The organism is Pseudomonas capsici, assembly GCF_017165765.1.
In the GTDB taxonomy this organism is placed as follows: Bacteria; Pseudomonadota; Gammaproteobacteria; order Pseudomonadales; family Pseudomonadaceae; genus Aquipseudomonas; species Aquipseudomonas capsici.
On sequence record NZ_JAFGZD010000011.1, the window covers coordinates 108,861 to 134,145 of the forward strand.

22 protein-coding genes are annotated in these 25,285 nt (G+C 56.4%); 4 read left to right on the forward strand and 18 right to left on the reverse strand.

Features of this window, described 5'->3' with window-relative positions:
- The first annotated feature begins 31 nt into the window (after positions 1 to 31).
- Entirely contained in the window at positions 32 to 1,204 is a 1,173-nt protein-coding gene (locus tag JSY17_RS16100; protein WP_200999283.1) for a XylR family transcriptional regulator, read from the forward strand.
- Between the two features lie 203 nt (positions 1,205 to 1,407).
- Entirely contained in the window at positions 1,408 to 2,193 is a 786-nt protein-coding gene (locus JSY17_RS16105) for a substrate-binding domain-containing protein (protein WP_117183650.1), read from the forward strand.
- Between the two features lie 231 nt (positions 2,194 to 2,424).
- On the opposite strand, the gene JSY17_RS16110 is transcribed toward JSY17_RS16105, so the two are convergent.
- Entirely contained in the window at positions 2,425 to 2,988 is a 564-nt protein-coding gene (locus JSY17_RS16110; RefSeq protein WP_206402319.1) for a TetR/AcrR family transcriptional regulator, read from the reverse strand.
- A gap of 146 nt (positions 2,989 to 3,134) precedes the next feature.
- On the opposite strand from JSY17_RS16110, the gene JSY17_RS16115 reads away from it, so the two are divergent.
- The gene (locus JSY17_RS16115; protein WP_404823383.1) at positions 3,135 to 3,836 is read left to right on the forward strand and encodes a glutathione S-transferase; all 702 of its coding nucleotides are present in this window, start codon (positions 3,135 to 3,137) and stop codon (positions 3,834 to 3,836) included.
- Between the two features lie 206 nt (positions 3,837 to 4,042).
- Here the strand turns inward: JSY17_RS16115 and JSY17_RS16120 are convergent, their stop codons facing one another.
- The 14 genes from JSY17_RS16120 to JSY17_RS16185 all read right to left on the reverse strand — a co-directional run bounded on the left by JSY17_RS16120 (position 4,043) and on the right by JSY17_RS16185 (position 18,880).
- Positions 4,043 to 4,261, reverse strand: a complete 219-nt coding sequence (locus JSY17_RS16120) for a DUF6124 family protein (protein ID WP_117165195.1) — start codon at positions 4,259 to 4,261, stop codon at positions 4,043 to 4,045.
- Positions 4,262 to 4,703: 442 nt separating this feature from the next.
- Positions 4,704 to 6,197 (reverse strand): aldehyde dehydrogenase, encoded by a 1,494-nt coding sequence (locus tag JSY17_RS16125; RefSeq protein WP_117183647.1) that lies wholly within the window; start codon positions 6,195 to 6,197, stop codon positions 4,704 to 4,706.
- Positions 6,190 to 7,101: a dihydrodipicolinate synthase family protein gene (locus JSY17_RS16130; RefSeq protein WP_117183646.1), complete on the reverse strand. Its 912-nt coding sequence runs from the start codon at positions 7,099 to 7,101 to the stop codon at positions 6,190 to 6,192. Before JSY17_RS16130 ends, JSY17_RS16125 begins: the two co-directional genes overlap by 8 nt.
- 77 nt (positions 7,102 to 7,178) lie before the next feature.
- Positions 7,179 to 8,573: an MFS transporter gene (locus JSY17_RS16135; RefSeq protein WP_260409796.1), complete on the reverse strand. Its 1,395-nt coding sequence runs from the start codon at positions 8,571 to 8,573 to the stop codon at positions 7,179 to 7,181.
- Between the two features lie 112 nt (positions 8,574 to 8,685).
- The gene (locus JSY17_RS16140; RefSeq protein WP_200979013.1) at positions 8,686 to 10,005 is read right to left on the reverse strand and encodes an NAD(P)/FAD-dependent oxidoreductase; all 1,320 of its coding nucleotides are present in this window, start codon (positions 10,003 to 10,005) and stop codon (positions 8,686 to 8,688) included.
- Between the two features lie 106 nt (positions 10,006 to 10,111).
- Entirely contained in the window at positions 10,112 to 10,834 is a 723-nt protein-coding gene (locus tag JSY17_RS16145) for a GntR family transcriptional regulator (RefSeq protein ID WP_117183643.1), read from the reverse strand.
- A 233-nt stretch (positions 10,835 to 11,067) separates the two neighbouring features.
- Positions 11,068 to 12,081, reverse strand: coding sequence for a GlxA family transcriptional regulator (locus tag JSY17_RS16150; RefSeq protein ID WP_206402317.1), 1,014 nt, complete (start codon positions 12,079 to 12,081; stop codon positions 11,068 to 11,070).
- A gap of 59 nt (positions 12,082 to 12,140) precedes the next feature.
- Positions 12,141 to 12,992, reverse strand: coding sequence for an ABC transporter permease (locus JSY17_RS16155; protein ID WP_117183640.1), 852 nt, complete (start codon positions 12,990 to 12,992; stop codon positions 12,141 to 12,143).
- Positions 12,989 to 13,837, reverse strand: coding sequence for an ABC transporter permease (locus JSY17_RS16160; RefSeq protein ID WP_117167536.1), 849 nt, complete (start codon positions 13,835 to 13,837; stop codon positions 12,989 to 12,991). The genes JSY17_RS16155 and JSY17_RS16160 overlap by 4 nt, the downstream gene beginning before the upstream one ends.
- Entirely contained in the window at positions 13,834 to 14,952 is a 1,119-nt protein-coding gene (locus JSY17_RS16165; protein ID WP_117183638.1) for a quaternary amine ABC transporter ATP-binding protein, read from the reverse strand. The genes JSY17_RS16160 and JSY17_RS16165 overlap by 4 nt, the downstream gene beginning before the upstream one ends.
- Before the next feature lie 79 nt (positions 14,953 to 15,031).
- On the reverse strand, positions 15,032 to 15,883 hold the full coding sequence (locus JSY17_RS16170; protein WP_117167538.1) for a glycine betaine ABC transporter substrate-binding protein: 852 nt from the start codon (positions 15,881 to 15,883) through the stop codon (positions 15,032 to 15,034).
- A 127-nt stretch (positions 15,884 to 16,010) separates the two neighbouring features.
- Positions 16,011 to 16,703 carry a GntR family transcriptional regulator gene (locus JSY17_RS16175; RefSeq protein WP_117183637.1) on the reverse strand — a complete coding sequence of 231 codons (693 nt, stop codon included), beginning with the start codon at positions 16,701 to 16,703 and terminating at the stop codon, positions 16,011 to 16,013.
- Between the two features lie 669 nt (positions 16,704 to 17,372).
- Complete coding sequence (locus tag JSY17_RS16180; protein ID WP_206402315.1) at positions 17,373 to 18,053, reverse strand: glutathione S-transferase family protein; 681 nt, start codon at positions 18,051 to 18,053, stop codon at positions 17,373 to 17,375.
- An 80-nt stretch (positions 18,054 to 18,133) separates the two neighbouring features.
- Positions 18,134 to 18,880 (reverse strand): SDR family oxidoreductase, encoded by a 747-nt coding sequence (locus JSY17_RS16185; protein ID WP_206402314.1) that lies wholly within the window; start codon positions 18,878 to 18,880, stop codon positions 18,134 to 18,136.
- A gap of 136 nt (positions 18,881 to 19,016) precedes the next feature.
- On the opposite strand from JSY17_RS16185, the gene JSY17_RS16190 reads away from it, so the two are divergent.
- The gene (locus tag JSY17_RS16190) at positions 19,017 to 19,928 is read left to right on the forward strand and encodes a LysR family transcriptional regulator (protein WP_206402313.1); all 912 of its coding nucleotides are present in this window, start codon (positions 19,017 to 19,019) and stop codon (positions 19,926 to 19,928) included.
- Between the two features lie 85 nt (positions 19,929 to 20,013).
- Here the strand turns inward: JSY17_RS16190 and JSY17_RS16195 are convergent, their stop codons facing one another.
- The 3 genes from JSY17_RS16195 to JSY17_RS16205 all read right to left on the reverse strand — a co-directional run bounded on the left by JSY17_RS16195 (position 20,014) and on the right by JSY17_RS16205 (position 25,272).
- Complete coding sequence (locus JSY17_RS16195) at positions 20,014 to 22,248, reverse strand: ATP-binding protein (RefSeq protein WP_206402312.1); 2,235 nt, start codon at positions 22,246 to 22,248, stop codon at positions 20,014 to 20,016.
- Positions 22,245 to 22,859, reverse strand: coding sequence for a biliverdin-producing heme oxygenase (locus JSY17_RS16200; RefSeq protein WP_117186955.1), 615 nt, complete (start codon positions 22,857 to 22,859; stop codon positions 22,245 to 22,247). The genes JSY17_RS16195 and JSY17_RS16200 overlap by 4 nt, the downstream gene beginning before the upstream one ends.
- 379 nt (positions 22,860 to 23,238) lie before the next feature.
- Positions 23,239 to 25,272 carry an LTA synthase family protein gene (locus JSY17_RS16205; protein WP_206402311.1) on the reverse strand — a complete coding sequence of 678 codons (2,034 nt, stop codon included), beginning with the start codon at positions 25,270 to 25,272 and terminating at the stop codon, positions 23,239 to 23,241.
- Positions 25,273 to 25,285 lie beyond the last annotated feature (13 nt).

Here is a 25,285-nt window from a genome sequence, read left to right on the forward strand (position 1 = left end):
CCTTGGTGTTGGCAGACCCGGGACAACAATAATGAAAACCGTACCGCCCGTTCACCGCGTTGCCCTGCTGTTCAACGGCAGCAAGATCTATGACCGCGGCATCATCAGCGGCATCGGCAATTACCTGAGCAGCACCCGCGCCTCCTGGGACCTGTTTCTCGAGGAGGATTTCCTGTGCCGGTTGAAAGGGATCGAGCGCTGGCAAGGTGACGGCATCATTGCCGACTTCGACGACCCGCTGATCGGCGAAGCGCTGGCCGGAAGCCGATTACCGGTCGTAGCCGTGGGCGGCTCCTACCAGGACGAACGCGCCTACCCCAAAGGCATTCCCTACGTCGCCACCGACAACAAGGCCATGATCACCCTGGCCTACGAACACCTGATCGAGGCCGGACTGACGCGCTTCGCCTGCTTCAGCCTGCCCGAAGCCCAGGCCAATCGCTGGGCTCAGGAACGGGAAAAGGCCTTTCGCTGGCTGATGTACCGCGATGGCCTGCATGCCGAGGTCTACCGTGGCATGGGCACCAGCGCGCCCTTGTGGGACAGCGCCGTCGAACAGCAGATCGCCTGGCTGCAAAGCCTGCCCAAACCCATCGGCATCATCGCCGTCAGCGATGCTCGCGCCCGGCAACTGCTGCAAGCCTGCCTGACCGCCGGGATTGCCGTACCGGAACAGGTGGCCCTGATCGGCATCGACAACGACCCGCTGACCCGCAGCCTGACCCGCGTACCGCTCAGCTCAGTGGTCCAGGGCACCGAAACCATGGGCCGCACCGCCGCACAACTGCTGCACCAGATGCTGCACGGCATGCCGACCAAGGGCACCCAGATTCTGATCCCGCCCGACTCGATCAACGTGCAGGTATCGAGCCTGCATCAGCCATTGGGCGACCCCTACGTCATGCAGGCCCTGCTGTTTATCCGCCAATACGCCTGCCAGGGCATCAAGACCGCGCAGGTGGCGGCCTATGTCGGCGTATCGCGCTCATCGCTGGAGTCGCACTTTCGCAGCGTGCGCGGCTGCAGCGTGCATGACGAGATACTGCGTTTCAAACTGGCGGCCGCAGCCAAGGGGCTCAAGCGCACGGACTCGACGATTGCAGATACGGCACGCAATTGCGGCTTCAAGTCTGCGCAGTATCTGCATACGGTGTTCAAGCGGGAATTCGGGTGTACTCCGCGCGAATATCAGCATGAGCACTGATGTTCAAGGGCTGCGACCGATTGTCGAGAACGGCTATCCATAAAACCTTATCGCCACCTGTCCGGGACGCCGCCGTATAACGTGCGATAGAGCCTATTTGCAGCTTCCCTTTTCGTTGACGTGAACAATTCTTCATTGGGATCAAGACCTTATGCCGACCCTGCGTCTGTAAAATCGGCGTTTTCTCAACGGAGGTTCACACCATGCTCAGAGCACTGTCATGCACCGCCCTGCTAATTGCCACATTCGCGGCTTCGGCAGCAGATGCGGCAACCCGAGAGCCCGACACGCTGACCGTACTCAGCTCAGGCGGCATCATGGGAGCCATCCGCGAAGTCGCTCCGGCCTACGAGAAAAGCCACCATATCAAACTGAACATCCAGGCCGCCCCCTCCATGGGCGAAACGCCCCAGGCAGTCCCCAACCGTCTGGCACGTGGCGAACAGGCCGATGTGCTGCTGATGGTCGGTTCGGCACTGGACAAGCTGGTGGCCAACGGTCAGGCGAACAAAGCCAGCCGGGTCGATCTGGGTGAGTCGTACATCGCCATGGCTGTGCGCAAGGGCGAAGCCAAACCCGATATCAGCAACATGAACAGCTTTCGCCAGAGCCTGCTCGACAGCAAGTCGGTCGCCTACTCCGACAGCGCCAGCGGTGTGTATCTGTCCACCACCCTGTTCCCGAGCATGAACCTGGGCAGCGACTTCACTGCCAAGGCACGCATGATCCCCGCCGAACCTGTCGGTGCCGTCGTCGCACGCGGCGACGCCCAGCTCGGCTTCCAGCAACTGAGCGAACTCAAACCGGTCAGCGGCATCGATATCGTTGGCCTGATTCCGGCCGACGCACAGAAGATGACCATGTACTCCGGTGCCGTCGTCAGCAAGAGCTCGCACCAGGAACAGGCACAGGCCCTGCTGGACTACCTGGCCTCTCGCCAGGCCGACGCTGCAATCGAAGACAGCGGGCTCAAGCCTTTGAAGCACTGATCATTTCAGTCAACCGCAGGAATTCATTCGCTCTGTCTGCATGAAGTGTTGCAAGTCCGTCAGAGGAGTGTGGGCGGCAGCTTGCTGGCGACTTCACCGTTGTCGCCAGCAAGCTGCCTCCCACAGCATTACCAGCGCTGTACCAGAGACACTTCAGACGACACAAACCTGTTGCGTAATTGGGCTGATCAGTCTTTCCATCACGGCATGGATGATTGCACAGGTGAGTTATCAGGCCGGAATCAGGCCCGCTTCCTGATAGCTGCGCATCAAATCATCAAACAGATCCAGATCCGCCTTTGTCCGCGCGATGAGCTGTGCGCCTGCGACGGCGGTGTAGATGGCGCGAGCACGCCGCTCACAGCTCAGGCCAGCGTCCCCACCGGCATCTGCCAGCACTTCAGCGAGCCATTTCACATTAACGTCCGCAAATGCCTGGACCTCTTTTGAAACCTGCTCAGGCAGATCTTCGTACTCTGCAGCCATAAAGCTGGACAAGCAGAGCCTGTTATCGTCCTTCAATGACTTGCGAAAGATGGACGGATACAACTGCAAGCACTGGTGCGGATCAGAGTTAGAGGCCCGGATGTCTTCCAGCATAGCCAGCGTATCCTGCCAGTAGCGTTCAGCAACGGCAGCGCCCAACTCCGCTTTGCTTGGAAAGTGGTAGTAGATGCTTGCGTTCTTGATACCCACTTCTTCGGCGATGCTACGGAAATTGATGCCACTGTATCCATGCAACTGCGCCGCGGATCTCGCGGCCGCCAAAATGGCCTCTCGGGCGTTTTCGCTCACGTGTAATCCTCGACTTTTATTCAGACCTTGTGTGCCAGGCAGTCTACTCGCTACACATCCACCTGCCAACTGACAGGTAGGGTATTGACAGAGAGAAAATCTTCGCCCAATCTTTACCTACCAACTGACAGGCAGGTAATTCTACCATGACTCTTTCACAGCAACGCGTTGACGCTTCCAATGTTACCCCGATGAAAATTTATGACTGGTTCGATGGACCCTACCCGGCTCGGGTCCGCATAGCTCTCGCCGAAAAGGGGCTGTTGCCGAAGATTGAATTCGTCTCAGTGAATCTCTGGACCGGCGAACACAAGCAACCCGAGTTCCTTGCCATCAACTACTCTGGCACGCTCCCTGTGCTTGAGCTCGGAGACGGAACGCTGATCGCAGAGTGCACCGCGATCACCCAGTATCTAGACAGCCTGGACGGTAAGCCGACGCTCACGGGTGAAACGCCTCTGGAGAAGGGGCTCATCCATATGATGACCAAGCGCGCCGAAATCGAATTTCTCGATGCTGTGAGCGTCTACTTTCATCACGCCACTCTGGGCCTGGGGCCAAAGGTCGAGCTGTATCAGAACGCCGAGTGGGGCGCAAAAATGGGCGAGAAAGCGATCAGAGGGATGCGTTATTTCGACGACCTGCTCAAAGATCGGCCTTTCGTTGCAGGCGACAGATTTTCGATGGCGGACATCGCTGTACTAGGAGGGATGATCTTCGCCTCGCTGGTAAAACTCCCGGTACCGGAAGAGTGCGTAGCGTTGCGAGCATGGCATGCCAAAATGCAAGAACGCCCAAGCGTTCAGACCTGGCGCGCTCTGGTTGAGCAAGGTGCACCAAAAAGTTAGTGATCACGCAAAAACGCAGATAGAAAGATATGTGCTTCAACTCTCTTCTGCATAAAAAATCTCGCTAGTTGAAAAAGTGTCGGACAGACTGAAGTAACGAATGCACTGGAGACATGCAGAAGCGAATTCATTCGCGTAGGCAGAGGTTCAAACGACATATCGCTATGGGATGTACCTGCCTCTCGCGAATAAATTCGCTTATACACTCAGGCTCTGCGCACCTCGACATGCGCCAGCGAACGCTCCAGTTCGGCCTTGGCCATGCCGATCAGATGCACGACCGAAAAGGCCAGATCACGCTTGGGGCCGTTGAGGGTATCGCCGGTTTCATAGGCGGTTGCAGCGGCACAGCGTAGCAGGTCGCTGACGTGCAGCAGGGACTCTTCCAGTGATGGGAAGGGGGGTGACGGTGTTGAATCGATCATTGGGAAAACTCCGATAAAGCCATCGGATGTTTGCTGCTAAACAAACAAGGGTGGCAGCTTTGACGCGGGTTAGCAGACCGGCAGTTTTCCCAATTCCGGCGCACTCGAAAGTGCCCCACGCAAAGCCGCCATAGCGGAACTTGCGCTGGAAAAACTGATTCAGGCTGCTAAACCCGATCGCTGATATTCAGCGACCGACGCAGCCTAGTGTCGGGATTTCACAGGCGCAAGGGCTTGAGATTTTCTAGGAAAGTTCACACAGAAGAAAGGGCAAAGCCTGCCGGAAACGTCCTGCACAGACGGGATTTTCATTAGCTGAGGTAACCGTCTGCCCAAAGCCCCCTCCGCAACCTAAGCAGAAGGGGCTTGGACTTGAAAGGCCAGGTCGACAATCACATCCAGCACGTCGACCGCTATCCACCCTCCTCGCTAGCGGGCCGCTTTACTCGGACACATCAATCCAGATCGTCTTGATTTCGGTGTACTGGTCGTGCGCCCAGATTGACTTGTCACGCCCTCCAAAGCCGGATTCCTTGTAGCCGCCAAATGGAGTGGAGGCGTCCCCTTCACCGAAGCAGTTGACCGTTACGACACCTGCACGTATCTCACGGGACAACTTGATGGCATGGCGAAGATTGTCGGTGTAGGCCGAAGCCGCAAGGCCATAAACCGAGTCGTTGGCCAGGGCGATGGCTTCGTCGAGGGTGGTGAATGTCGTGACCGAGAGTACCGGGCCGAAAATCTCTTCCTGAAACAGGCGGCTGTCGCTACCCACGCCATCGACAACGGTCGGTTCGACAAAAATATCGTCTTCGGTGTTGCCTCCGAAAACAACCTTCAGTTTCTCGGCAGCGGCCTGCTGAAGGTAGGAACGGACCTTCTCGAAATGCGCCTTGCTGACCAGTGAGCCGACGCGGTTTTCCGGGTCCAGCGGGCTGCCCATTTTCCACTCGCGCATTTGCACGCCAATACGCTTGAGCAATTCTTCCTTGATGTCGGCATGGACGATCAGCCGCGAGGAAGCAGAACAGTTTTCACCCATGTTCCAGAACGCGCCATTGACCACGTGACTGGCGACCAGATCCAGGTCAGCGACGTCATTCATCACGACCGCCGGATTCTTGCCGCCGCACTCCAGCACAATCCGCTTGAGGTTCGATTCCGCCGCGTAGTTGAGGAAACGACGACCGGTGTCTGTCGAACCGGTGAAGCTGACCATGGACACATCCATATGCCGGCCCAATGGCTCGCCCACTTCCTTGCCGCCTCCCGACAACACGTTGAAAACGCCGGCAGGCACGCCCGCTTCATAAGCCAGTTCGGCGACGCGCAAGGCTGTCAGCGTGGTTTCCTTGGCGGGCTTGACGATGATGGAGCAGCCCGCAGCGAGCGACGGGCCGATTTTCCAGGCCAGCATCAGCAGCGGAAAATTCCATGGCAGCACCAGTCCCACTACCCCGATCGCTTCGCGCACCACCAGCGTCAGAGCCCCGGAGCCGACAGGCGCAGTGCTGTCGTAGATCTTGTCGATCAGTTCTGCATGCCAGCGAATCGTGTGAATGGTTTCGGGAATGTCGGTGAGCTGACACTCGCGAATCGGCTTGCCGCTGTCCAGGCTTTCCATCACGGCCAGTTCGTGAGCGTTCTGCTCCAGCAGATCGGCAAAGCGCAGCAGCACTTTCTTGCGCGCACCCGGACTCTGCTTGCTCCAGCGACCATCCTCGAAAGCGTCCCTGGCCTTGGCAACCGCAAAATCCACGTCGCTGGCGTCGCAGGCCGTGATCTGGGCAAGCACTTCATTGGTTGCCGGGTTGATGGTGGTAAATGTCTGGCCCGAACGGGAGGTATAGGCCTCTCCGTTTACGAAGGAAGCTGTCGGAAATTTCAGTTTTTGTGCGATGGCGACATATTCAGCCGCGCCTAGAAGATCAGCCATTGTTCGAACTCCCGATCACTTGAGCAACTTCACGTTTGAGGGTGGCGATGATGTCCTTCAAGGACTCTTTTTCATGCTCATACAGCGGTTGCAGCGGCGCGCGCACGCTGCCGGTGCTCAAGCCGTTCAACTCACAGCCAAACTTGATGGACTGGACGAACTTGCCGCTTTCCAGGAAATCCATCAGCGGCATGAAGGCGCTCATGATCCTGCGCCCTTTATCAAAGTCCTTTTCGATGACACAGGCTTCGTAGAGCGCGACATGTTCACGCGCAATGAAGTTCGAGCCGGCACATACCCAACTGCGTGCTCCCCAGGCGAAAAACTCGAGAGCCTGATCATCCCAGCCACAGGAAAGGCTGATGTGTGGATAGTTGCGCGCCAGGTTATGGACTTGGGCCATGTCACCGGAGCTTTCCTTGATGGCCACGATATTTCTGGATTCGGAAACGGCCGTGAAATACTCCTGCCCCATGCTGACGCCCATGCGCGCCGGGTAGTTGTAGAGCATGATCGGCAAGTCGGCAGCGCGGTCGACCGTCAATGCATGAATGGCGTTTTCCTTCTCGGTCGGCAGCGCATAGGGTGGTGACCCCACCAGCAGGGCATCGGCCTTGATGGCCCGGGCAGCCTTGGCGTATTCGACGGAATCTTCAGTACGAATGGCCCCCGTGCCGATGATCAGCGGCAGGCGACCGGCAATGACATCTTTCGCCTGGGCCGCAAGTTCCATACGTTCCTGGGACGTGTGGGCGTAGTACTCTCCGGTCGAACCACCAATGATGATTCCATGAACTTTCGATTCGATCAGGTATTCGAGCACTTGGGCGAAAGCCGGTTTGTCGATTTCGCCCTTTGCTGTCAGGGGCGTGATTGCCGGGGTGTAGATGCCTTCGAACTTCATGTTTTATCTCCACAGTCAGGTGAATATTTCCCGAGATACGCCCGTCGCGATTTATCGGGACGACTCATTGCCTTGGTTCAGTTGCTCAGTGCCGCCGCATCCCGCAAGTTCAATGAACGGGTTTCAGGCGCCATGGCCCATGCAGCAATCAGCCCGATGAAAGTGACCACTGCCGCCATGTACATCGTGTTGCCGATACCCAGTGTGTGAAGCGAAACAGGCACCAGATAAGTACCGATGGCCGCCCCGACACGCGAGAGTGACGTACCGATCCCCACCGCGAATGCACGGATTTCGGTGGGAAACAGTTCGTTTGGATAAACCAGTTGCAGGACCTGGGCGCCACCGATGAAGACGGCATAGGCACCGAAGAGGAAGAGCACCAGCATTTCGTGGCTGTTTGAAAATACCGCCAGCAGCAATAACGCCAGCCCTGACCACAGGAAGCTGTGAATGAGCATGCTACGTCGGCCAATGGTGTTGATCAGTCTTGTTGCAAGTACGCATCCCACGACAAACAACAGCGTGATGGCCATGGAGCCATAGGATGCCCACTCTCCTTTCAGATTCAGCGCCATGAGCACCTTGGGCGCGAAGGCATATACCGCAAAGACCGGAATGATCGAGCAGGACCAGAACACCGATACAAAAAACAGACGCTTTCCGTAACCGGAGCGCAGCAGGTCCTGAAAAGACATCTTCTTTTCGTCGGGCTGTTCAGGCAGATCCCGAAGCGAATAATGCTGGCCATAGACACGCTTGATGACATGCTCGGCTTCGGCATTGCGCCCCTTGCTCAAGAGCCAGCGCGCGGATTCCGGCGTGCCGATGCGCAACAGTAAAAGCATCAGGCCAATCACGGCAGTGCTTGCCAGCGCGTATCGCCAGGCATCGTCACCACCGGCATTGAGAATCGCATTGCCGACGACGTAGGCAAATGCCGCTCCGGTAAACCACAGAATGGTCAAGGCCGCGAGTCTGGGGCCTCGTTGTTTCTTCGGCAGAAACTCCACCAGCAAGGCGGTGGCCACCGGGTATTCGATCCCCACAGCCAGGCCAATAATGAACCTGAGTGCAAACAGCATGGCGGCAGATTCAACCCAGAATTGCGCCAGCGAGCAGAGGATGAAAAGTGAAGGCCCAATGAAATAAACAATCTTGCGACCCAGCCTGTCCGTCAGCCAGCCGCCGAGAAAACCGCCGAAAAATACGCCGATCAATGCCGATGCCGCAATCATGCCCTGCCAGAACTCGGTCAGATCAAGTGCAGCACTTACCTGCAGCATTGCAATACCGATAATGCTCAATACATAACCGTCGACAAACGAACCGCCTCCGGAGCGGGCGGTCAGTAAACGGTGAAAGTTATTAAGCGCAATATCCTCAACGGAGGTATTAGGATTTGTCATTATTATCTCCTGTGTCGCTTCGTTCATTCGATAGGCTGAAGCGCAAACCCAAAATTCAAACAAATGAAATCCGTCTCGATCGGAAACAGTGAGGCCTCATCGGCAATACCAATGAAAAACTGCTAACTTCCAATCAATCGTTTAAATTCGAAAGCACACTTGGCGTATTACTTGATCAACTTTCCTTGCCAGCGCGGCATTGTCCCCATAGTAGATTCATGTTGACGCCCGCCGAACGCAGGGGCTCGGGCGGATTCTTGTTCGGGCCGGGAGACGACAGTAAAAAGTCGATCAGTGGATGCGTCTTTCCCGCCAGCCAGTCTGCAAGCAGAGTGCCCGTCACCGTTCCTCGTGTAACGCCCAGTCCATTGCAACAGAGTGCGCCATACACGTTGTTTGCCAATTGCCCGAAATGAGCCATGTGATTTCGCGACATGGCCAGCGAGCCGCCCCATGTGTACTCGAAGTTGACATCCGGGAGCATGGGAAACCGGCGATTGAATGATTCCCTGTGGCGCTGGATAAAACGCTGAAGGTACTTCTGATGACTTTTGCCGTCGGCATTGAAACTGAAACTGTTACGCACCAACAGGCGGTTATCCGTTGTTCTGCGCAAGGTAGTGCCAAAAGGATCGGCAGGAATGACGCCCCAATAAGGCAGCCCGCCCAGGCGTGCCTGCTCTTCTTCTGTCAGTTGCCGGGTCAGGCTCGCATACGTGAAGATCGGCAGCATGCGGCCCTTCAAAAAACCAAAGCTCATGCCAAATGCGTTATTGGTCAGCAACAACTTGTCGGCAACGATTCTGCCTTGCTTATGGATCAGAGTGGTCTTGTCACCGTATTCAACCTCGGTGATCGGAGTGTTCTCGTAAAGTGTCACGTTGGCCGGAAGACTGTCGGCCAGGCCCTTGACCAGAGCGGCAGGTTGTATGAGCGCAGTACCGGGTGTAAATAAGGCTTTTCGATAAAAGCTCGTGCCAATGTGCTCGGGCAAGTCTTGCCCTTCGAGCATTTCGTATTCCTGCCCCAACCTGTCAAGACCGCGGCGATAAGCCTCCAGAACAGCGATACCCCGCTCCTCGATGGCAGCCTGATACTTGCCGCAGCTGCGAAACTGGCACTCGATCTGGTGTTCCTCGACCAGACGCTTGAGGATGGATTGCCCGGTCAGGTTCAATTCCATGCTGATGCGCGCAGTCTTGATATCACCGATATAGTCTTCGGCTCCAATATCGTGTGGCAGGTCGATAGCAAAACCTGCATTTCGTCCTGAAGCGCCATAACCGACTTCCTGAGCTTCGATCAGGACGATTTCCTCATCCGGGAAGTTCAGTGCAAGTTGACGCGCCGCAGCAAGCCCTGTGAAACCCGCACCGATCACAACCCAGCGAGCGGATCGGACACCGGAGTGAGACGGACGAGCCATCCTTGGAGGACTTAAATGAAACCAGCCACAACTGGAATCATCGGCTGGGGTGTATCTGACTTTTGCCATTTTCGCGACCTGGTTTCTTTTATAGTTGTAAGTGCCAAAACTTCCCTATGCACAATCCCATCACACAAGTTGCAGTGTTTATTGCATTGAAACCGGTACTTTTCGCTCAATAGGCGACTGTTACATCCAGCCCTTCGGGAGCGGCATATTCGGACATTCTGCGACGCGACAGTTCAAGGTGTGCCCGCACGATATCCCCGGCCAGCGCCGGATCATTGTTTTCAATGGCGCTGATCATTTCATCATGCTGTTGAGCGGCCAGATCCAGATCCTTCTGCATGTCGGCAGTGGTTGGATGGCGATAAAAGATTTTCCCCAGCCGGGCATGATCAATCAGCAAACGCTGCAAACTGGGCATCAGATAAGCGTTATGCGCCATCTTTCCTATTTGCAGATGGAACTCGTCGTTGTAGAGCACGCGTTTCTCTACATCTTTTTCTTCGATGGCAATGCGGAACAACGCCTGGATGCGTTTCAGTTCCTCGATTTGCGCAGGTGTGGCATGTGTTGCCGCAAGCTGGGTGGTCGCGATGTAAATCAGCGGCGCAGCCAGGAAAAAACTTCTAAGCGATTGATAACTCATCGACGAAACACGGGCAGCACGATTCGCTTCAAGATCGATATACCCCTCGGCCGCCATCTGCCGCATGAGTTCACGCACAGGGGGACGAGACAGGCCGAACTCATCGCACAGAGCCAATTCGTCAACCACTGCGCCGGGTGCCAGTTCCATACTCAGAATCCGGCGTCGCAACGCCTCTCCCAGCACGGTTTTACGGTCAACGGGCTGATCGGTACAAGCCTGTTGATCGAGTTCTTTTGTGGCCATCGCTAGAAACCTTTGTACGGGTAAGTGAGCACTGTCTACTACCTGCACTTTCACTATAAGACAACATTATTCTTTGTGTCTACAATTAAAATACATAGATTTATCAGCTTTGAATGCTCAGTGACGAATGGTTATGAAGCCAGTATTTAATAGACGAAACAGGGCCGAAAAGAGCGGCAATGCCACCCTCTTCCATGGATGTGATATCTCTTTGCAGAGTTATCGTTATGGACTTATTTGACCAGCCTGGTTTCCTTGGAAGGTCGATAACCGAAATAGGCGTTGTAGCACTTGCTGAAGTGGCTGGGAGACACAAAGCCACAGGCAACCGATACTTCGACAATGGTCAACGTCGTGTGTTGAAGCAGGCGACGTGCTTCCGTGATTCTCAGGTCCATGTAATAGCGGTGAGGCGCAGTCCCCAACTGTTCCTGGAACAGGCGCTCGATCTGCCGACGAGAACGACCTGCGTAGAGACATAGCGTCTCCATATCAAGCGGCTCTTCGAGGTTGGCATCCATCAGGTTGATCACCTCCCTCAACGGGCCGCTGACGGAGACATTGAGTGAAGGTTTTACACGCCTGTAGCGCGATGCCTCGAACGCCAGAATGTCTTCGATTCCATCTGTCAGCGTCTTGTCGTGCCGCCTCTTTATCCACTCCAGAGCCATATAGAACGCCCCTGTCGGGCTGGACGCCGTCAGTCGGTCGCGATCCACCACAAAGGCTTCGCTGGTGACATGACTGAGCCGGGCGATTTCTGCGAGAGCAGGACGATGCTCCGGATGAATCGCACAACGATACTCGTCCAGCAGACCTGCCCGCCCGAGAAACCAGGCACCGTTCCATATTCCGGCCAGTGCAATACCCTGTTCGGACGCGCTCTGCAGAAGACCGGTCAAGGCATCATCTGCCGTGAGGCTCGTCCGGTATCCGCCGCACACCACCAGCAAGTCCAGGTCTTGTATTTCGACCGGGCTCAAGCATGCATCGGGACGAATCACCAGCCCCAGATCACTGATCACCTCGACCTGATTCAGGCCAAAGGTTTTCGTCGCAAACAGCTCGGGCCTCAGCAGATTTGCCGTGATGATCGTGTCGAGCGCCTGGGTGAAGGCAGGCAAGGAAAAATGCTCCAGCAGCAGAAAGCCTGCCCGAGCCCTGACGGGCACCGCCCCTTCATGATCCTTGAGATAACGAAGGTTCTTGCCCTTCATGGCACCACTGAACTGACGTCGCTCTGCCAATCTTTGCCTCGCTATGCTTTAACACGTTGATACCTGCACCCAGGACGCAGCCGAATCCTTCACGCCAGCCTGCGCGCAGAGTGACGCTGCAATGCACCGCGTGACAAGCGATCCAGCAGCAACGCAACCGCCACGATTGCCAGACCTGCACGCAGTCCGAGCCCCATCTCCATTCGGGTCAGCCCGCGTGTGACTTCCGCACCAAGCCCTCCGGCACCCACCAGCCCCGCCAGCACGACCATGGCCAACGACAGCAGGATGCATTGGTTGATCCCCACCAGCAACGTCGGGGCCGCAGTGGGCAACTCGATCTTGAACAGAATCGCACGCGGAGAAGCGCCCAGAGCCTGACCAAGCTCCAGCAGATCCTTGGGCAACTGCTTGAATGCCAGTGTGGTCAGCCGCAGCATCGGTGGAATGCCATATACGATAGTGGCAATGATTGCCGGCACGCGCCCCAGGCTGAACAACATGACCGCCGGGATCAGGTAAACCCAGGGCGGCACGGTCTGCATGATGTTGAGAATCGGCACGAACACCGCATCGACACGCTTGAATCGAGCCGCCAGGACGCCCAGAGGAAAGGCAATGCTCACCGAGATCAGCACCGATACCGAAACCAGCGCAATCGTCTGCATGGAAGCCACCCACAGCCCCGAAAACAGACAGAACGCCAGCATCAGCGCAGCAAAAACAGCCACCCGCACATTGGCGAAAACAACAGCGAGGATCACGACCACACCGATCAGGACATAAGCGTGTGGTGCCAGCAATGCGGTTTCAATGCCGCCCAGCGTGGCTTCGATCACCTTGCTGATCAATACAAACAGACCATGCAGGTTGGTATTCAACCAGTCGATGGCGGGAGCCATGAATTCGCCGGGAGAAAAACTCAGCTCAGAGAGGCTCATTGACTTGCTCCCATGCGCGACTGCGTCGCACTTTGCGCCAGTCGATCCAGAATCATGGTCAGAATCACGATCGCAATGGCTGCGTTGATCGACCGGGCGATATCAAGCGTACGCACTGCACCATAAATGGACTCACCCAGGCCGCCGGAGCCTACGATGCCAGCGATCACCACCATGCCAAAAGCCATCATCAGGCTCTGATTGACCCCAGCCATGATGCTCGGCATCGCGAACGGCAAGCGGATCTTGAAGAACATCTGCAACCCGGTCACACCACTGGCCTCGCCAAGCTCGATGAACTCTCTGGGCGTCATGCGGATCCCCAGGGAAGTCAGACGCAAGGCTGGCGGCACCGCCACAATGAAAGTGGCCAACAGTGCCGTCCCCGGGCCGTAGCCAAGCAGCGCAATCGCCGGGAGCAGATAGATGTAGGGCGGCAAGGTCTGGACCAGATCCAGGCAGGGATCGACCATCCGGTCAAGCATGGGCGTCAGCCCCGCCAGCACACCCACCGGGATCGCGACCAACAACGCCAGAAACGTGGCCGTGAGCACCAGCGCCAGTGTACTCATCGTCTCGGGCCATAGACCGATCATCGCGCATCCAAGCAATGCCAGCATCGACAGCACGGCAAAACGGATACCTGCCATACGCCAGCCGATGAGGCCGACGGCAAGCGCAACGACGTAATGGGGCGGATAGGAAAGGCACCACAGCACGCCTTTGAATCCACCTTCCAGACCATGGTTGAGCGCATTGAAAACAGATTCGCCGTTCTCGGAAAGCCACTCGAGACCCGCATCGATAGTCGAGTCGAATTGCGCTGAAAAATCGGGCGTGTTCATGCTGACGTCTCCAGGACGTCGGCCAATTGTCCGGCCGTGCTGTCGTTCGGAATACCTTGAACACCCCGCAGCAGATCACGGGGCGTGGTCACGCCCACCACCACGCCATCCTTGACCACCGTTATGGCATCGGCCCTGGACTCCACCGCCAGGCCGATCAACTCGTTGATATCCGCCTCGGCCGAAGCCTGGGGAAACCGTGTGAGATCACAGGCCGGATTGGCCGCCTCAAAGGTGGCGACAGGTGTCATGACCGAGTGCGCCTTGACCAGATGCAACCTTGAAATACCGGCCACAAACTCGGCTACATAATCGTCTGCCGGATTGAGAACAATCTCTTCGGCGGTACCGACCTGAATGATCACGCCATCCTTCATGATCGCAATGCGATCACCAATGCGGATCGCCTCGTCCAGATCATGGGTGATGAAAACCGCTGACTTGCCCAGATCCTTGGTCAGTTGGCGGAACTCATCCTGCAATTGGCGACGAATCAGAGGATCGAGCGCACTGAAGGGCTCGTCCATCAGGATGACTTCGGGATTGGCGGTAATCGCCCGCGCCAGCCCTACCCTTTGCTGCATGCCGCCGGACAGTTCGTCGGGATAGCGTGAGGCCCATTCGGTCAGACCCACCTTTGCCAATGCACGCTCCGCCACCTGATAACGCTCGGCCTTGCCGACACCCTGAACCTCCAGTCCGAATGCGGTGTTCTCCAGAACCGTACGATGGGGCAGCAAGGCAACACTCTGGAAGACCATGCCGATATTGCGTGCCCTGACTTCCCGCAGTTTCGCGGGAGACAGGGCAGACAGATCGTTGCCCTTGACCAGGACCTTCCCGGAGCTGGGCGTTATCAACTTGTTGAGCAGTCTGATGAGCGTGGATTTGCCACTGCCGGACAACCCCATGATGCAGAAGATCTCGCCACGGCGAACCTGAAGGCTGACATTGGAAACCCCGACCACACAGCCATAGTCCTGCAGGATACGGGTTTTGCCGAGCCCCTCTTGCACTACCGCATCCATTGCAGCCTTGGCGTTATGTCCAAATATCTTCCAGACAGACTGACAATCTACAAGTACTTCGTTGGCGTCTACTTTAACCGTATTCATTGTTGAGCCTATTGAACCAGTTCACTGGTTTTTCTATTTTTCAATGGATCAGAAATCGGCAGTTAAATGAAAATTCGATTCAGTATTTTTTGATATTGCCCCAACGCTTCAACAGGTCCGCATGATTATTCGTCCACTCCGTGACGGCTTGATCCATGCTTTTGCCGTCCTTGACCTGGCCATTGATGGCGGTGATATCGGCCAGTGGAAGGTAGACACTTGCAATGACTTCACGGGCATGAGGGTATTCCTGAGAAAAGCCTTTATGACCGATCCAGTAATAACCTTGCGGTGGAGGAAAAACACCCTTCGGATCCTTGAGGAACTTGAGATCGAACTTCTGAGCCATCCAGGAAGGTTCCCATACGGTTACCGCAACCCACTCCTTGCGATCAATGGCTGACTTCAAGGCCGCGGTCATGGCGGCGGTACTGCCTTCGACCAGTTGCAGTTTGATCCCGTAATCCTTGACGGCTTTGCTGGCATCGCTCATCAGACCCGAGCCGGGCTCGATGCCGATGATTCTTGAACCGAACTTCTCGGCGTTGTCGTTCAATTGCTCAAGCGAATCGATATCGACATATTTAGGTACTGCAATAGCCTGGTAAAGGCCATACGAAACCGGAGACAGCTTCTCCAGGCGATTCTTGTTCTTGTTCCAGTAGTCCTGGGCAGCATAGTCCGTTTGAGAAGCCAGGACCTGAATATCCCCTTTGCCCAAGGCAGCATAAGCGATACCCCATTCGGAAAACTCGATGACCTTGACGTTATAGCCTGAGTCTTCAAGCACCTTTTTGGTCACACCGGTAATGGGCGTCAAATCCTCCCATGACAGGGTTCCGATCGTAATCGTTTTTTCTTCTGCGCGTACGGGCAACATGATCATGCCCATCAACGCAACCGCGCAGACGACTTTCCAAATATTCTTCATGGCATTCCTCGATCTACGTTTGAACTTGTTTTTATAAACTTCCAGACAAGGGAAGTCCGTGGTGTGAAACTTGAATTTCACCCTCTTGCACTGCTTGCTTTGATGTCCTGACAAACACCGGTCACTGTCAGAGTGAGTCAATCGAAAAAGGCAGGTCTGCTTTCATTCCTTGAGGCGCAATAAACATTTCCATGTTTTCGCGGGAAAGTTCCCAATGCTCGAATACCAGATCGACAACTGCACTTTCATCGCGCTTCTCGATCGCATCGATAAACGCATCATGGTGCTCGGCAGAAAGTTGCAGCCGTTGCTCCATGTCTTCGTTGCTGGGACGGAAAAAGGTATGACCGATACGGGCATGATCGATCAGCAGCCTTTCCAGGCTGGGCTCCAGATACTGATTGCCCGCCATTTCACCCATGATGGCGTGGAAACGGTTGTTCTCCACCACCATCATCCGTGCATCACGCGACACTGTCGCAGTACGAAATCGTTGCTGGGTTTCCTTCAGGTCCTGTAAATGGCGGGCCTTGAAGTTCTGCACGGCCAGACGTCCTATCGCGGCATAGACCATGGGCGCTACCAGAAAGAAGTTGCGCAGCGTCGAATGGTTCATGGGGATCACCCGAGATCCGCGATTTTCCTGGATATCGATGTAGCCCTCACCGGCAAGACGCCGAAAGACTTCCCGCACCGGGGTTCTGGAAAGACCGTAACGCTCGCTGATCGCCGCTTCGTCCAGCGCCTCGTCAGGGTCCAGCTCCATCGTGAGAATCTGACGTTTCAGGTCGTCATAGAGCGTGTTTTTGCCGCTTTTCACAAAGACCTCCAGAGCAGGCGAATCCGTGCTTACAGCTTGTTGTTGAATTCAGATTCGCACGGGCCGAAGGCACCGTCAATGCTTTGTATTTTTTATGTATACATAGAAAATACTATAAAAATATCGGGAATCCATTCATTTATCCCTTTAAAAACATGGCGTTAAGGGAAAAGCGTCAGTTCTGAATAGTCGCTAACAGGAATGTTTCTTGTCGCAGATTGAACGTCCTGCGAAGAGGGAGTTGACCGGTGCGATCAGAAGGGATGTCCGAGTGCGCCGCTTATACGACTGCACGCGACCTTCGCAAATGAATTGGCTCTGTCCTCGTTAAGCTCTGTACGAAATGTTTTCGAGCGAAGGTGAGGCAAGGCAAAAACAGGCGAGGAACGGTCGGAGTCGCGCTCGACTTTACTGGTGTAAATGAGCATTCCGAGCCTGTTTTTAACGCAGCATCATCGAGCGCAGATACATTTCGTACAAAGCCTAAGCTCTGGTACAGGGCTGGTAATGCTGTTGGAGGCAGCTCGCTGGCGAAAACGGTCCAGTCGCCAGCGAGCTGCCTCCAACAGTTCTATGACGGGCTTGCAACACTTGATGCAGACAGAGCCAATGAATTCGCTCCTTCAGCACCTCGACACGCGCCAGCGAACGAGCCAGTTCGGCCTTGGCTCATTGAGCGCTGACCAAGACAGCTTGTCCCTCCCGAAGATGTTTGCGGAACCGGGACTCATAGTCCTCGGCAACTGCAGCTTGAATGCTGGCGCGGCTGGCAAGCGCACAGCGCCACTCGGCAACTCTGTTAAGTCCGATGAATAACTGATGATCAGGTTCGAATCCGAGTATGTCGAAGTAGCGGAAAACCGGAGCAACGGCGATATCAACCATGCCGAATTTTCCACCAGCGAAGAACGGGCCATCCGATTTTTCACCGTCGAGTCGTTCCAGCTTTCCTCTCAACGTTGCAGATTTACCGAGCGCTGTCTGCTGATCCGCAGCATTCAGGTATCCCCATGCGTCAGCAAGCATGGCAGTGGCAAACTCGATCCAGGCACGGTGTTGAGCACGCATGAGCGCAGTTTCCGGGTGCAACGCGGGCTCCGGGTACACCTCCTCAAGGTATTCGCAGATCGCGACACTCTCGAATAGAACAGTCACGCCCTCATTGTCATCCGGCACCGTGAGTAGTGGAACCTTACCGGTCGGCGACATAGCCACGAACCAGTCCGGCCTGTCTTTAAGGTCTACATCGATACGCTGAAAGGGAACGCCTTTTTCGAGTAACAGAATGGCCACACGCTGAACGAACGGGCACAGCCCATGGCTGACGAGTGTGAACTGTGATTGGGACATGAAATACCCACCATTAAATTGGCAAGGCCCGCCACCAGGCAGGGAGCGGGCCGTATAAACGCTACGTCCGTGCCAGCCCGTTAAAGCGAGCGACCGCCGTCGACGATGATTTCCGTACCAACCGTCCATCGAGACTCGTCCGAGGCCAGGTACAACACTGCCTTGGCGACTTCTTCAGGCGTACCGAAGCGGCCGAATGGAATGGTCGCAGCGATATCCTTGTTGACCTGTTCCCGATAGGCATCGGGAATGCCCAGCTTGTCATACAGCGGCGTATCGACCGGGCCAGGGCTGACCGCGTTTACCCGCACACCACGCGGCAGAAGTTCACTCGAGAGCGTTTTCGACATGTTCAGGAACGCGGCCTTGGTCGCCGCATAAACGGATGAACGCGCATCGCCAAGGTGCGCACTGACGGAGGTGTTGAGAACAACCGATGCAGGGTCAGCGAAAACCGGCAGCAGTGCCTGCAAGAGGAAGTACGGGCCTTTGACGTTGATGTCGAAGGAACGATCAAACATTTCCTCCGTCCAGTCTTCTATTGGCATCCAGACTGATACGCCAGCATTGAGGAAGGCCACATCCAGTTGTCCGTAATGAGCCTCAACGGCCTGCGCCAGTTCCTTCTGCGCTGCGATACTGGCCGAGTCGGCACGCAGCACCAGGACTTCGCTCCCCAGGATTGCCTGAGCGTTGGCAATCGACTCCGGATTGACACCTGTGACGATCACGCGCGCGCCTTCGGCGAGAAATTGCCTGGCAGTTTCCAGACCGATACCGCTGGTACCGCCCGTGATGAGGGTACGCTTGCCTTGTAAACGGGACATATGAATTTCCTCTCGATTTGCAGGCCAGCCGAGCGGCTGACCTTCTGAGAGAAACTATGTATTCATGCACAGATATTGATAAGTCGAGAAAACAGTATAAATATCATGCCTCAACTGCATGAATGAGAGACGCCTGATGGATCGATTGCTGCTAATGACCTGTTTTGTACGAACGGTCGAAACGGGCAGCTTTTCAGCTGCGGGTCGCGATCTAGGGCTGGGGCAGCCTAACGTCAGTCGTTATGTCGCAGCACTTGAAGACCATTTGCAAACCAGGCTTCTTCATCGATCCACACGCAAGCTGGTACTGACGCCTGAGGGAGAACGCTATTACGCAGACGCTCGACGCATTCTCGACTCCGTGGAGCAATCCGAGTCGTCACTGAAAGGGAACGTCGCTGCGTCCGGATTATTGCGCGTTGCCTGCCCGACCGCATTGGCCCACACCTTCATCGTGCCGCATGTCGCAACCTTCCTGGAACGCTATCCGCACGTGTCGCTCGATCTGCAGATCAGCGATCGCTACGTTAATCTGGTCGACGAAGGGGCTGAACTCGCGATCCGCATTGGACACCTGGAAGACAGTGCCATGCGAGCCCGCCCACTGGCCTGGTTCGAGCGTGTATGCGTTGCCAGCCGTGAATACCTTGCGCAACGCGGGTCACCAACCTCACCCGCTGAACTGAAAGCACACGACTGCCTGATCTACACACTGCTTTCAACGGGCACTAACTGGCGCTTCAAAGACATCGATGTTGCGGTTTCCGGCCGACTACGAGTCAACTCGCCCGAGGCGATACGCGAGTACGTCAATGCCGGATTGGGAATCGCGCAAGGGCCTCAATGGCTTTATGAGGAAGGGCTGCGAAGTGGCAATCTTCAGCTGTTGCTGACTGACTACGTGGCACCCCCTGTCCCGATTCAGGTCGTCTATCTGGCGAATCGGCTGCTGCCCAAACGGGCCATCGTCTTCATGGATTTTATTGCGGATGTGTTTGCGAAGAGTCCCGCATTCCATGAATACCAAAAGCCGTCTCACAAGCCATGACCGGGCAGGGACTGAATCAAGTCGCCAGCAAGCTGCCTCCTACAGGCCGCTGGCTCCTGATGCAGACAGAGCCACAGGATATGCATTACACCGCCACCGGCACCGTAAATCTGAATTCACTGCCCAGCCCCACCTGGCTGTCTGCAGTCAGTACACCGCCATGGGCCTTGATGATGCCTTGGGAGATGTAGAGCCCCAGGCCAGTGCCGGTCGGGTTGCCTTCCTTGATGGTCCAGTAACGCTCGAAGATGTGCGGCAGTTGTTCCGGCTGAATGCCTTCGCCCGAGTCGCGCACGGTGAAGACGATTTCATTGCCGCTGGGCACTGCAGCCACGTCGATCCGGCCTTGTTTGGGCGTGAACTTGATGGCGTTACCGATCAGGTTCGACAGTACCTGGAACAGGCGTTCCGGGTCGGCGCTGACTCTCAGGTCCGGTTCGCTATGGAAGGAGATATCGATGGATTTATCCATGGCCAGTGGTGCCAGCAAGGAATAGGCCTCTTCGAATATATGGCTCACTTCCAGCGGCTGCGGGGAAATGATGTAGCGGCCCGCTTCGATTTTCGAGGTGTCGAGCAAGTCTTCCAGCAAGACGTTCATGCGGCTGGCAGCCTGTTGCATGGTATCGATGGCGGCTGAAATACGTCGTGAAGTATGTGGCCCGTCGGAGCTGAAGGCCTTCTGCATCATGCCGCAGAGCATGGAAATGACCGTCATCGGGTTGCGCAGGTCATGGGATACCACGGCAACCAGTTCGTCACGGGCGCGCACGGCTTGTTGCTCCCGGCGCACCTGACGCGCCAGATCGTCTTCCAGTGCAAAGCGACGCAGGTCGTTGGCAGCGAAAATATCGCCATGGGTCCATTTGGTCGAGATACCCGCCATCTCGACTTTCCAGATCTCGAACGAGGTACGCGGTCGCAGACGCAGGCCTGCACCGGAGCCTTCCATATCCAGCGGCTTGTTCGGGTTACCGCTCCACTGAATGCTTTCCTTGACCTCGGGACGGAACCACAGCACGCCGTTATCGACCGGTTTTGGCAAGCTCATGGCCAGAACACCGCTGGCCTGCTGCTGATAGGCCTCGGCCTCCGGGTAGATGCTGGACAGATGATGGCTGAAAAAGACCTGTTGCCCCCTGGCCATCAGCCATTTATGCAGAGCCTTGATTTCGCCAGGCTCGGGGCACAGACCAAAGGTATGCAGTTGTCTGTCGTCAATGATCGCCACACCCGAGGCACCGACCAGATCCATCAGGATTTGCGGTTGCTGCTCAAGACCGTCGAAGACGTTCTCCGACGCAGAGACCATGGAGTCGTTCAGGCTTTGCAGCATCTGCAGCTTGGCCTCGCGCTGGCGAGTGACTTCCAGGGCCTCCATCGCACGGATCTGCAGGGACAATACCTGGCCGATGGCCTGACAGGCCCCCCGCAGTTCGTGGGAAACGTACAGAGGCGTGCGATGCCCGCAACTGATCAGCCCCCAGAGTTTGTCGTCCTTGAGCAGGGAAACGCTCATGGACGACAACACGCCCATGTTCTTCATGTATTCGCAGTGAATCGGCGAAACGCTGCGCAAGGTGGAGAAGCTCAGGTCCAGCGACTCTCCGGTATCGGGGCGCAGTTGCGGAATCAGCGGCACCGGCGTGTAGTCGGCATCGGGAATGATGCGCAGCCAGTTGCGACGATAGAGCTCGCGAGCCTGCTCGGGAATGTCCGAAGCGGGAAAGAACAGTCCGCTGAACAGCTCCATGCCGGGCGACGAGGCTTCGGCAATGACCTGGCCGTGCCCCTCTTCCTCGAAACGGTAGATCAGAACCCGGTCATAGCCGGTCAGTCTCTGGATTTCACGGACACTGATTTCGTACAGCGCCTGCAGGGTCTTGGCCGCCTGCAACTGACGCAACATGCGCCCAAGGTTGGCAATCCGCTCACTGCTGGCAACTTGCGCTTCCTTGTCCTGAATTTCCAGCTCCAGCACCAGAACGCCCTGATGCCGGTGCATCAGAGCCTCGAAATCCCGGCCATTGACGGTAACGATCAGTTGCGCAATGTCGTTGAACGACTCCTGGGTGCTGGCGCTTTTAAGCACATTGGCCCAGCCGTCGCCCACGGCGAATTCCAATGGCTGTCCCAGCACATGATCGGGGTTCTTGCCGAGCAGTTCCTGCACGTTGGCGCTGACCTGCTGCACCACGAAATCCGGTTCGGTCAGAGTGAAGAGCACGCCATGAGGCTGAATGGCACCCGGATACTGAATCGGCTCGTTGGCACAGTTGGCCAGAAGGGCCTCGAAAGTGTCTTTATCGAGTTGGCTCATAACAGTACCTCTTGACCATCGAGCCAGTGCTCGAAACATGCAAATGTGGATTGGGCCGCCAACACGGCAGCCTCTGTGGTTGCGGCGTCGGCCTGCACACTGTCCAGGTGAGCCAGAAACGCTTTCCAGCGCATGCCGGTTGCGCTGCCATAGACATTCAGAAAAGCCGCACCCGTTTGCTCGTTCAGCCCCAGCCGCTTGTGGATTTCGCGGCGCAGGATCTGCCCGCCAAGAGTGGCGCCTTCAAGCACGTACAGTACGCCAAGACAGGCACCGGGAGAGTCGATCAGAGGCAGTTGCCTGCACAGGGCAAGTTCATCGATCGCCTGATCGGTCATGCCCAAGGCATGCAGATCCTGAATCAATGCAGGAGTTTTGACTCGCTCGGGCGCATCCAGTTCATCCGGCATCAGGCCACTGGCCAGCAACTCGGACTCCAACGGCCTGTAAAAACCATGGTAGGCCTGGATCAGACGAAGGTAATAAGCGCTCGTCAGGACAGGGGAAAAAAACGGCAGGCGCTTTTCCAGACCGACATGTAACTGATTCGTTTCAGAACGAAGAGCATCAAGTAGTCGGGCCGGGGAAGCCTGGGTACACGTTGCCAACATCCACTAATGCTCTCAAGGGTGGGAACGACAAAAAACCGCATCCAGGCGAAATTGGGCCCCAACATACAGACTGCCGACGATATCTGACAGAGTTTTACAAAAATTACCGATGAATAACAGAAGGTTATGCATCGGTAAAAGTCTGTTGCTGACGTACGAAATCTTACCTGAGAGACAATTCCAGCGTAGCAGACTGGCAGGAACACTCGAAATACGCGTCTCCATCGCCAGCAGCCACGAAGGCTCTACGTCGCACAAGCGTTTCTGGATCACCGCAGCAGGAAATTTATTCCGGGCAGATTCCGGTGGAGGGACGAGTCAGAAGAGTTACATGCCATGGGAGACGGCTTGTCGGCACTTCACCGCCTCCCACTTCAAATCAGCGCACGTTGCGATACAACATCAAACGCGAACTCTCGTGCAGCCCGCGAGTCAGGTCGCGCAGCCGCTCGAACTCTTGCGGGTTCTGCTCGGCGACATTATCCAGCGGAGTGCGGGACGACAGATCGTGCAGGGTTGGCGAACTGCCGTCGTGCTCCATTTGCAGCAGATAATGCCGGGTGACAGCACCGATCAGCGGGAAGGTGCCTTCACGCAATACCAGCGGCACCACCCGCTCGCCTTCCGGTGCCGGTTGCTGAATGTCACGCCCCATCGCGCCGTTGCTGAACTCGACACCCGCCATGCCTGCCACCGTGGGCAACAGGTCCGCCAGCCCGACCGCTTCCTCGATGACCCGCGAGCCCAGCAGCGCCGGCGCATGAATCAGCAGCGGAACGTTATTGCTCTCCAGCCCCAGTTGCTCGAAGGCCGGAGCCATGTGAGGGATCTGGCTGATGCGGGTGTTGTGGTCACCGAACATCACGAAGATGGTGTTTTCGTAGTAGCCGCCCGCCTTGGCCAGCTCCATCAGGCGACCGATATTGAAGTCCAGCAGGCGCACGGCATTGTACTGCTCGACACTGCGCGAACCCGCCGCCTGCACCTGCTCCAGCGTCAGGTTGCTGACCTCAAAGCCATCGTTCTCCTTGGGAATGGTAAAAGGCCGGTGATTGCCAGCGGTCTGCAGGTACGCGAAGAACGGGCGATCCTTGGGCAGTTCACGCAGGATCCTGTCGCTTTCCTTGAACAGGTCCAGATCGGAAATGCCCCATACATCTACCTGAGGCGACTTCCAGTCACGCTCGTCATACAGACGTACATCGTCGATGCTGCGACGAATCAGTGCATTCATGTTCGCCCAGCCCGAGTTGCCGCCGATCATGTACAGCTTCTGATAATCCTTGAAGTCATTGATGATCGTATTCTGGCGGGTCAGCAGCGGATGGCGTGTCGCGGTCTCTTGACGGGTGACGTCCGGAACCCCGGTGATACTCGCCCAGACGGTCTTGGCGGTGCCGGTGACCGGAACATAGAAATGCCTGAAGAACCAGCTTTCGGTGGCCAGACGATCCAGGTTCGGCGTGGGATTGAGCGGGTTGCCATAGGCCCCCACGGCACTGGTGCCCAGGGATTCGAGCATCACGAAAATCACGTTCGGTGCACGCTCGCCGTTGACCCGGTAAGGCTGCACGGCTTGCTGACGCTTGAAGCTCAGGCTCTGGGCATCGGGCTGCGCCACGCCCAGATATCGGGCGACCACGTCATAGTGCTGGCGCACCTGATCTTCGTCGTAGCGGGACTGGGAAACCTTGAGGGTGTCATACAGGAACAGCGCCGGGTTGAGCCCCAATGCCGCCACCTGGTTATTGCCGGAGAAAAACGCATCGCTCCAGCGCAGCGGCACCGGATTCTCCAGGTTGAGGTTTTCCACACGGCCCAGCAGTCCCAGAAAAGTCGCACACACCATCACAGCCGCGCCCCAGGCCGCCGACCAGCGCCTGACCGGACGCGGCGCTCGTTGCAGCGTGATGCGTTCCAGCCAGAGCAGGATGCGCGCCAGCACCAGCAAGGTCAGCAGCCAGCCAAGGCTGATCCAGACCACCGGATAGGTTTGCCACATCATGTCCCGGGATATCTGGGCATCTTCCAGATAGCGCAGAACACTGGCGTTGAGCCTTACACCGAGATAGGCGTAATGACCGAAGTCGACGATATGAATCATCGTCAGCAGCACCAGCGCCAGCACAAGGTACGAGCGCGCTATCCAGCGCAGCGCACGGACGCTGAGCATGTTCCAGCGCGGCAGCCACAGCAGAAACGCCACCGGCAACGACACCAGCAATGCCAGACGCAGATCGAAGCGAAAACCGATGCTCAGGGTTTGCAGCACGGTCGGGTCGCTGAACAGTTTCTCGTGCTCGATCCCGGAAAAACTCCAGAAAAACACGCCCCTCAACAATGCCGACAACAGGAAAAACAGTACGATGGTGCCTGCCCAATACTGCAGGCGTCGTGATTGCAGCCAACTCATTTTCATTCCTCTG

Coding starts and splice junctions, on each gene's coding strand:
- JSY17_RS16165 (WP_117183638.1), bottom strand. CDS start 14,952: ATGAATACGGTTAAAGTAGACGCCAACGAAGTACTTGTAGATTGTCAG.
- JSY17_RS16140 (WP_200979013.1), bottom strand. CDS start 10,005: ATGGCAAAAGTCAGATACACCCCAGCCGATGATTCCAGTTGTGGCTGG.
- JSY17_RS16100 (WP_200999283.1), top strand. CDS start 32: ATGAAAACCGTACCGCCCGTTCACCGCGTTGCCCTGCTGTTCAACGGC.
- JSY17_RS16200 (WP_117186955.1), bottom strand. CDS start 22,859: ATGTTGGCAACGTGTACCCAGGCTTCCCCGGCCCGACTACTTGATGCT.
- JSY17_RS16185 (WP_206402314.1), bottom strand. CDS start 18,880: ATGTCCCGTTTACAAGGCAAGCGTACCCTCATCACGGGCGGTACCAGC.
- JSY17_RS16195 (WP_206402312.1), bottom strand. CDS start 22,248: ATGAGCCAACTCGATAAAGACACTTTCGAGGCCCTTCTGGCCAACTGT.
- JSY17_RS16170 (WP_117167538.1), bottom strand. CDS start 15,883: ATGAAGAATATTTGGAAAGTCGTCTGCGCGGTTGCGTTGATGGGCATG.
- JSY17_RS16120 (WP_117165195.1), bottom strand. CDS start 4,261: ATGATCGATTCAACACCGTCACCCCCCTTCCCATCACTGGAAGAGTCC.
- JSY17_RS16190 (WP_206402313.1), top strand. CDS start 19,017: ATGGATCGATTGCTGCTAATGACCTGTTTTGTACGAACGGTCGAAACG.
- JSY17_RS16180 (WP_206402315.1), bottom strand. CDS start 18,053: ATGTCCCAATCACAGTTCACACTCGTCAGCCATGGGCTGTGCCCGTTC.
- JSY17_RS16130 (WP_117183646.1), bottom strand. CDS start 7,101: ATGAAGTTCGAAGGCATCTACACCCCGGCAATCACGCCCCTGACAGCA.
- JSY17_RS16205 (WP_206402311.1), bottom strand. CDS start 25,272: ATGAGTTGGCTGCAATCACGACGCCTGCAGTATTGGGCAGGCACCATC.
- JSY17_RS16155 (WP_117183640.1), bottom strand. CDS start 12,992: ATGAGCCTCTCTGAGCTGAGTTTTTCTCCCGGCGAATTCATGGCTCCC.
- JSY17_RS16105 (WP_117183650.1), top strand. CDS start 1,408: ATGCTCAGAGCACTGTCATGCACCGCCCTGCTAATTGCCACATTCGCG.
- JSY17_RS16145 (WP_117183643.1), bottom strand. CDS start 10,834: ATGGCCACAAAAGAACTCGATCAACAGGCTTGTACCGATCAGCCCGTT.
- JSY17_RS16160 (WP_117167536.1), bottom strand. CDS start 13,837: ATGAACACGCCCGATTTTTCAGCGCAATTCGACTCGACTATCGATGCG.
- JSY17_RS16125 (WP_117183647.1), bottom strand. CDS start 6,197: ATGGCTGATCTTCTAGGCGCGGCTGAATATGTCGCCATCGCACAAAAA.
- JSY17_RS16115 (WP_404823383.1), top strand. CDS start 3,135: ATGACTCTTTCACAGCAACGCGTTGACGCTTCCAATGTTACCCCGATG.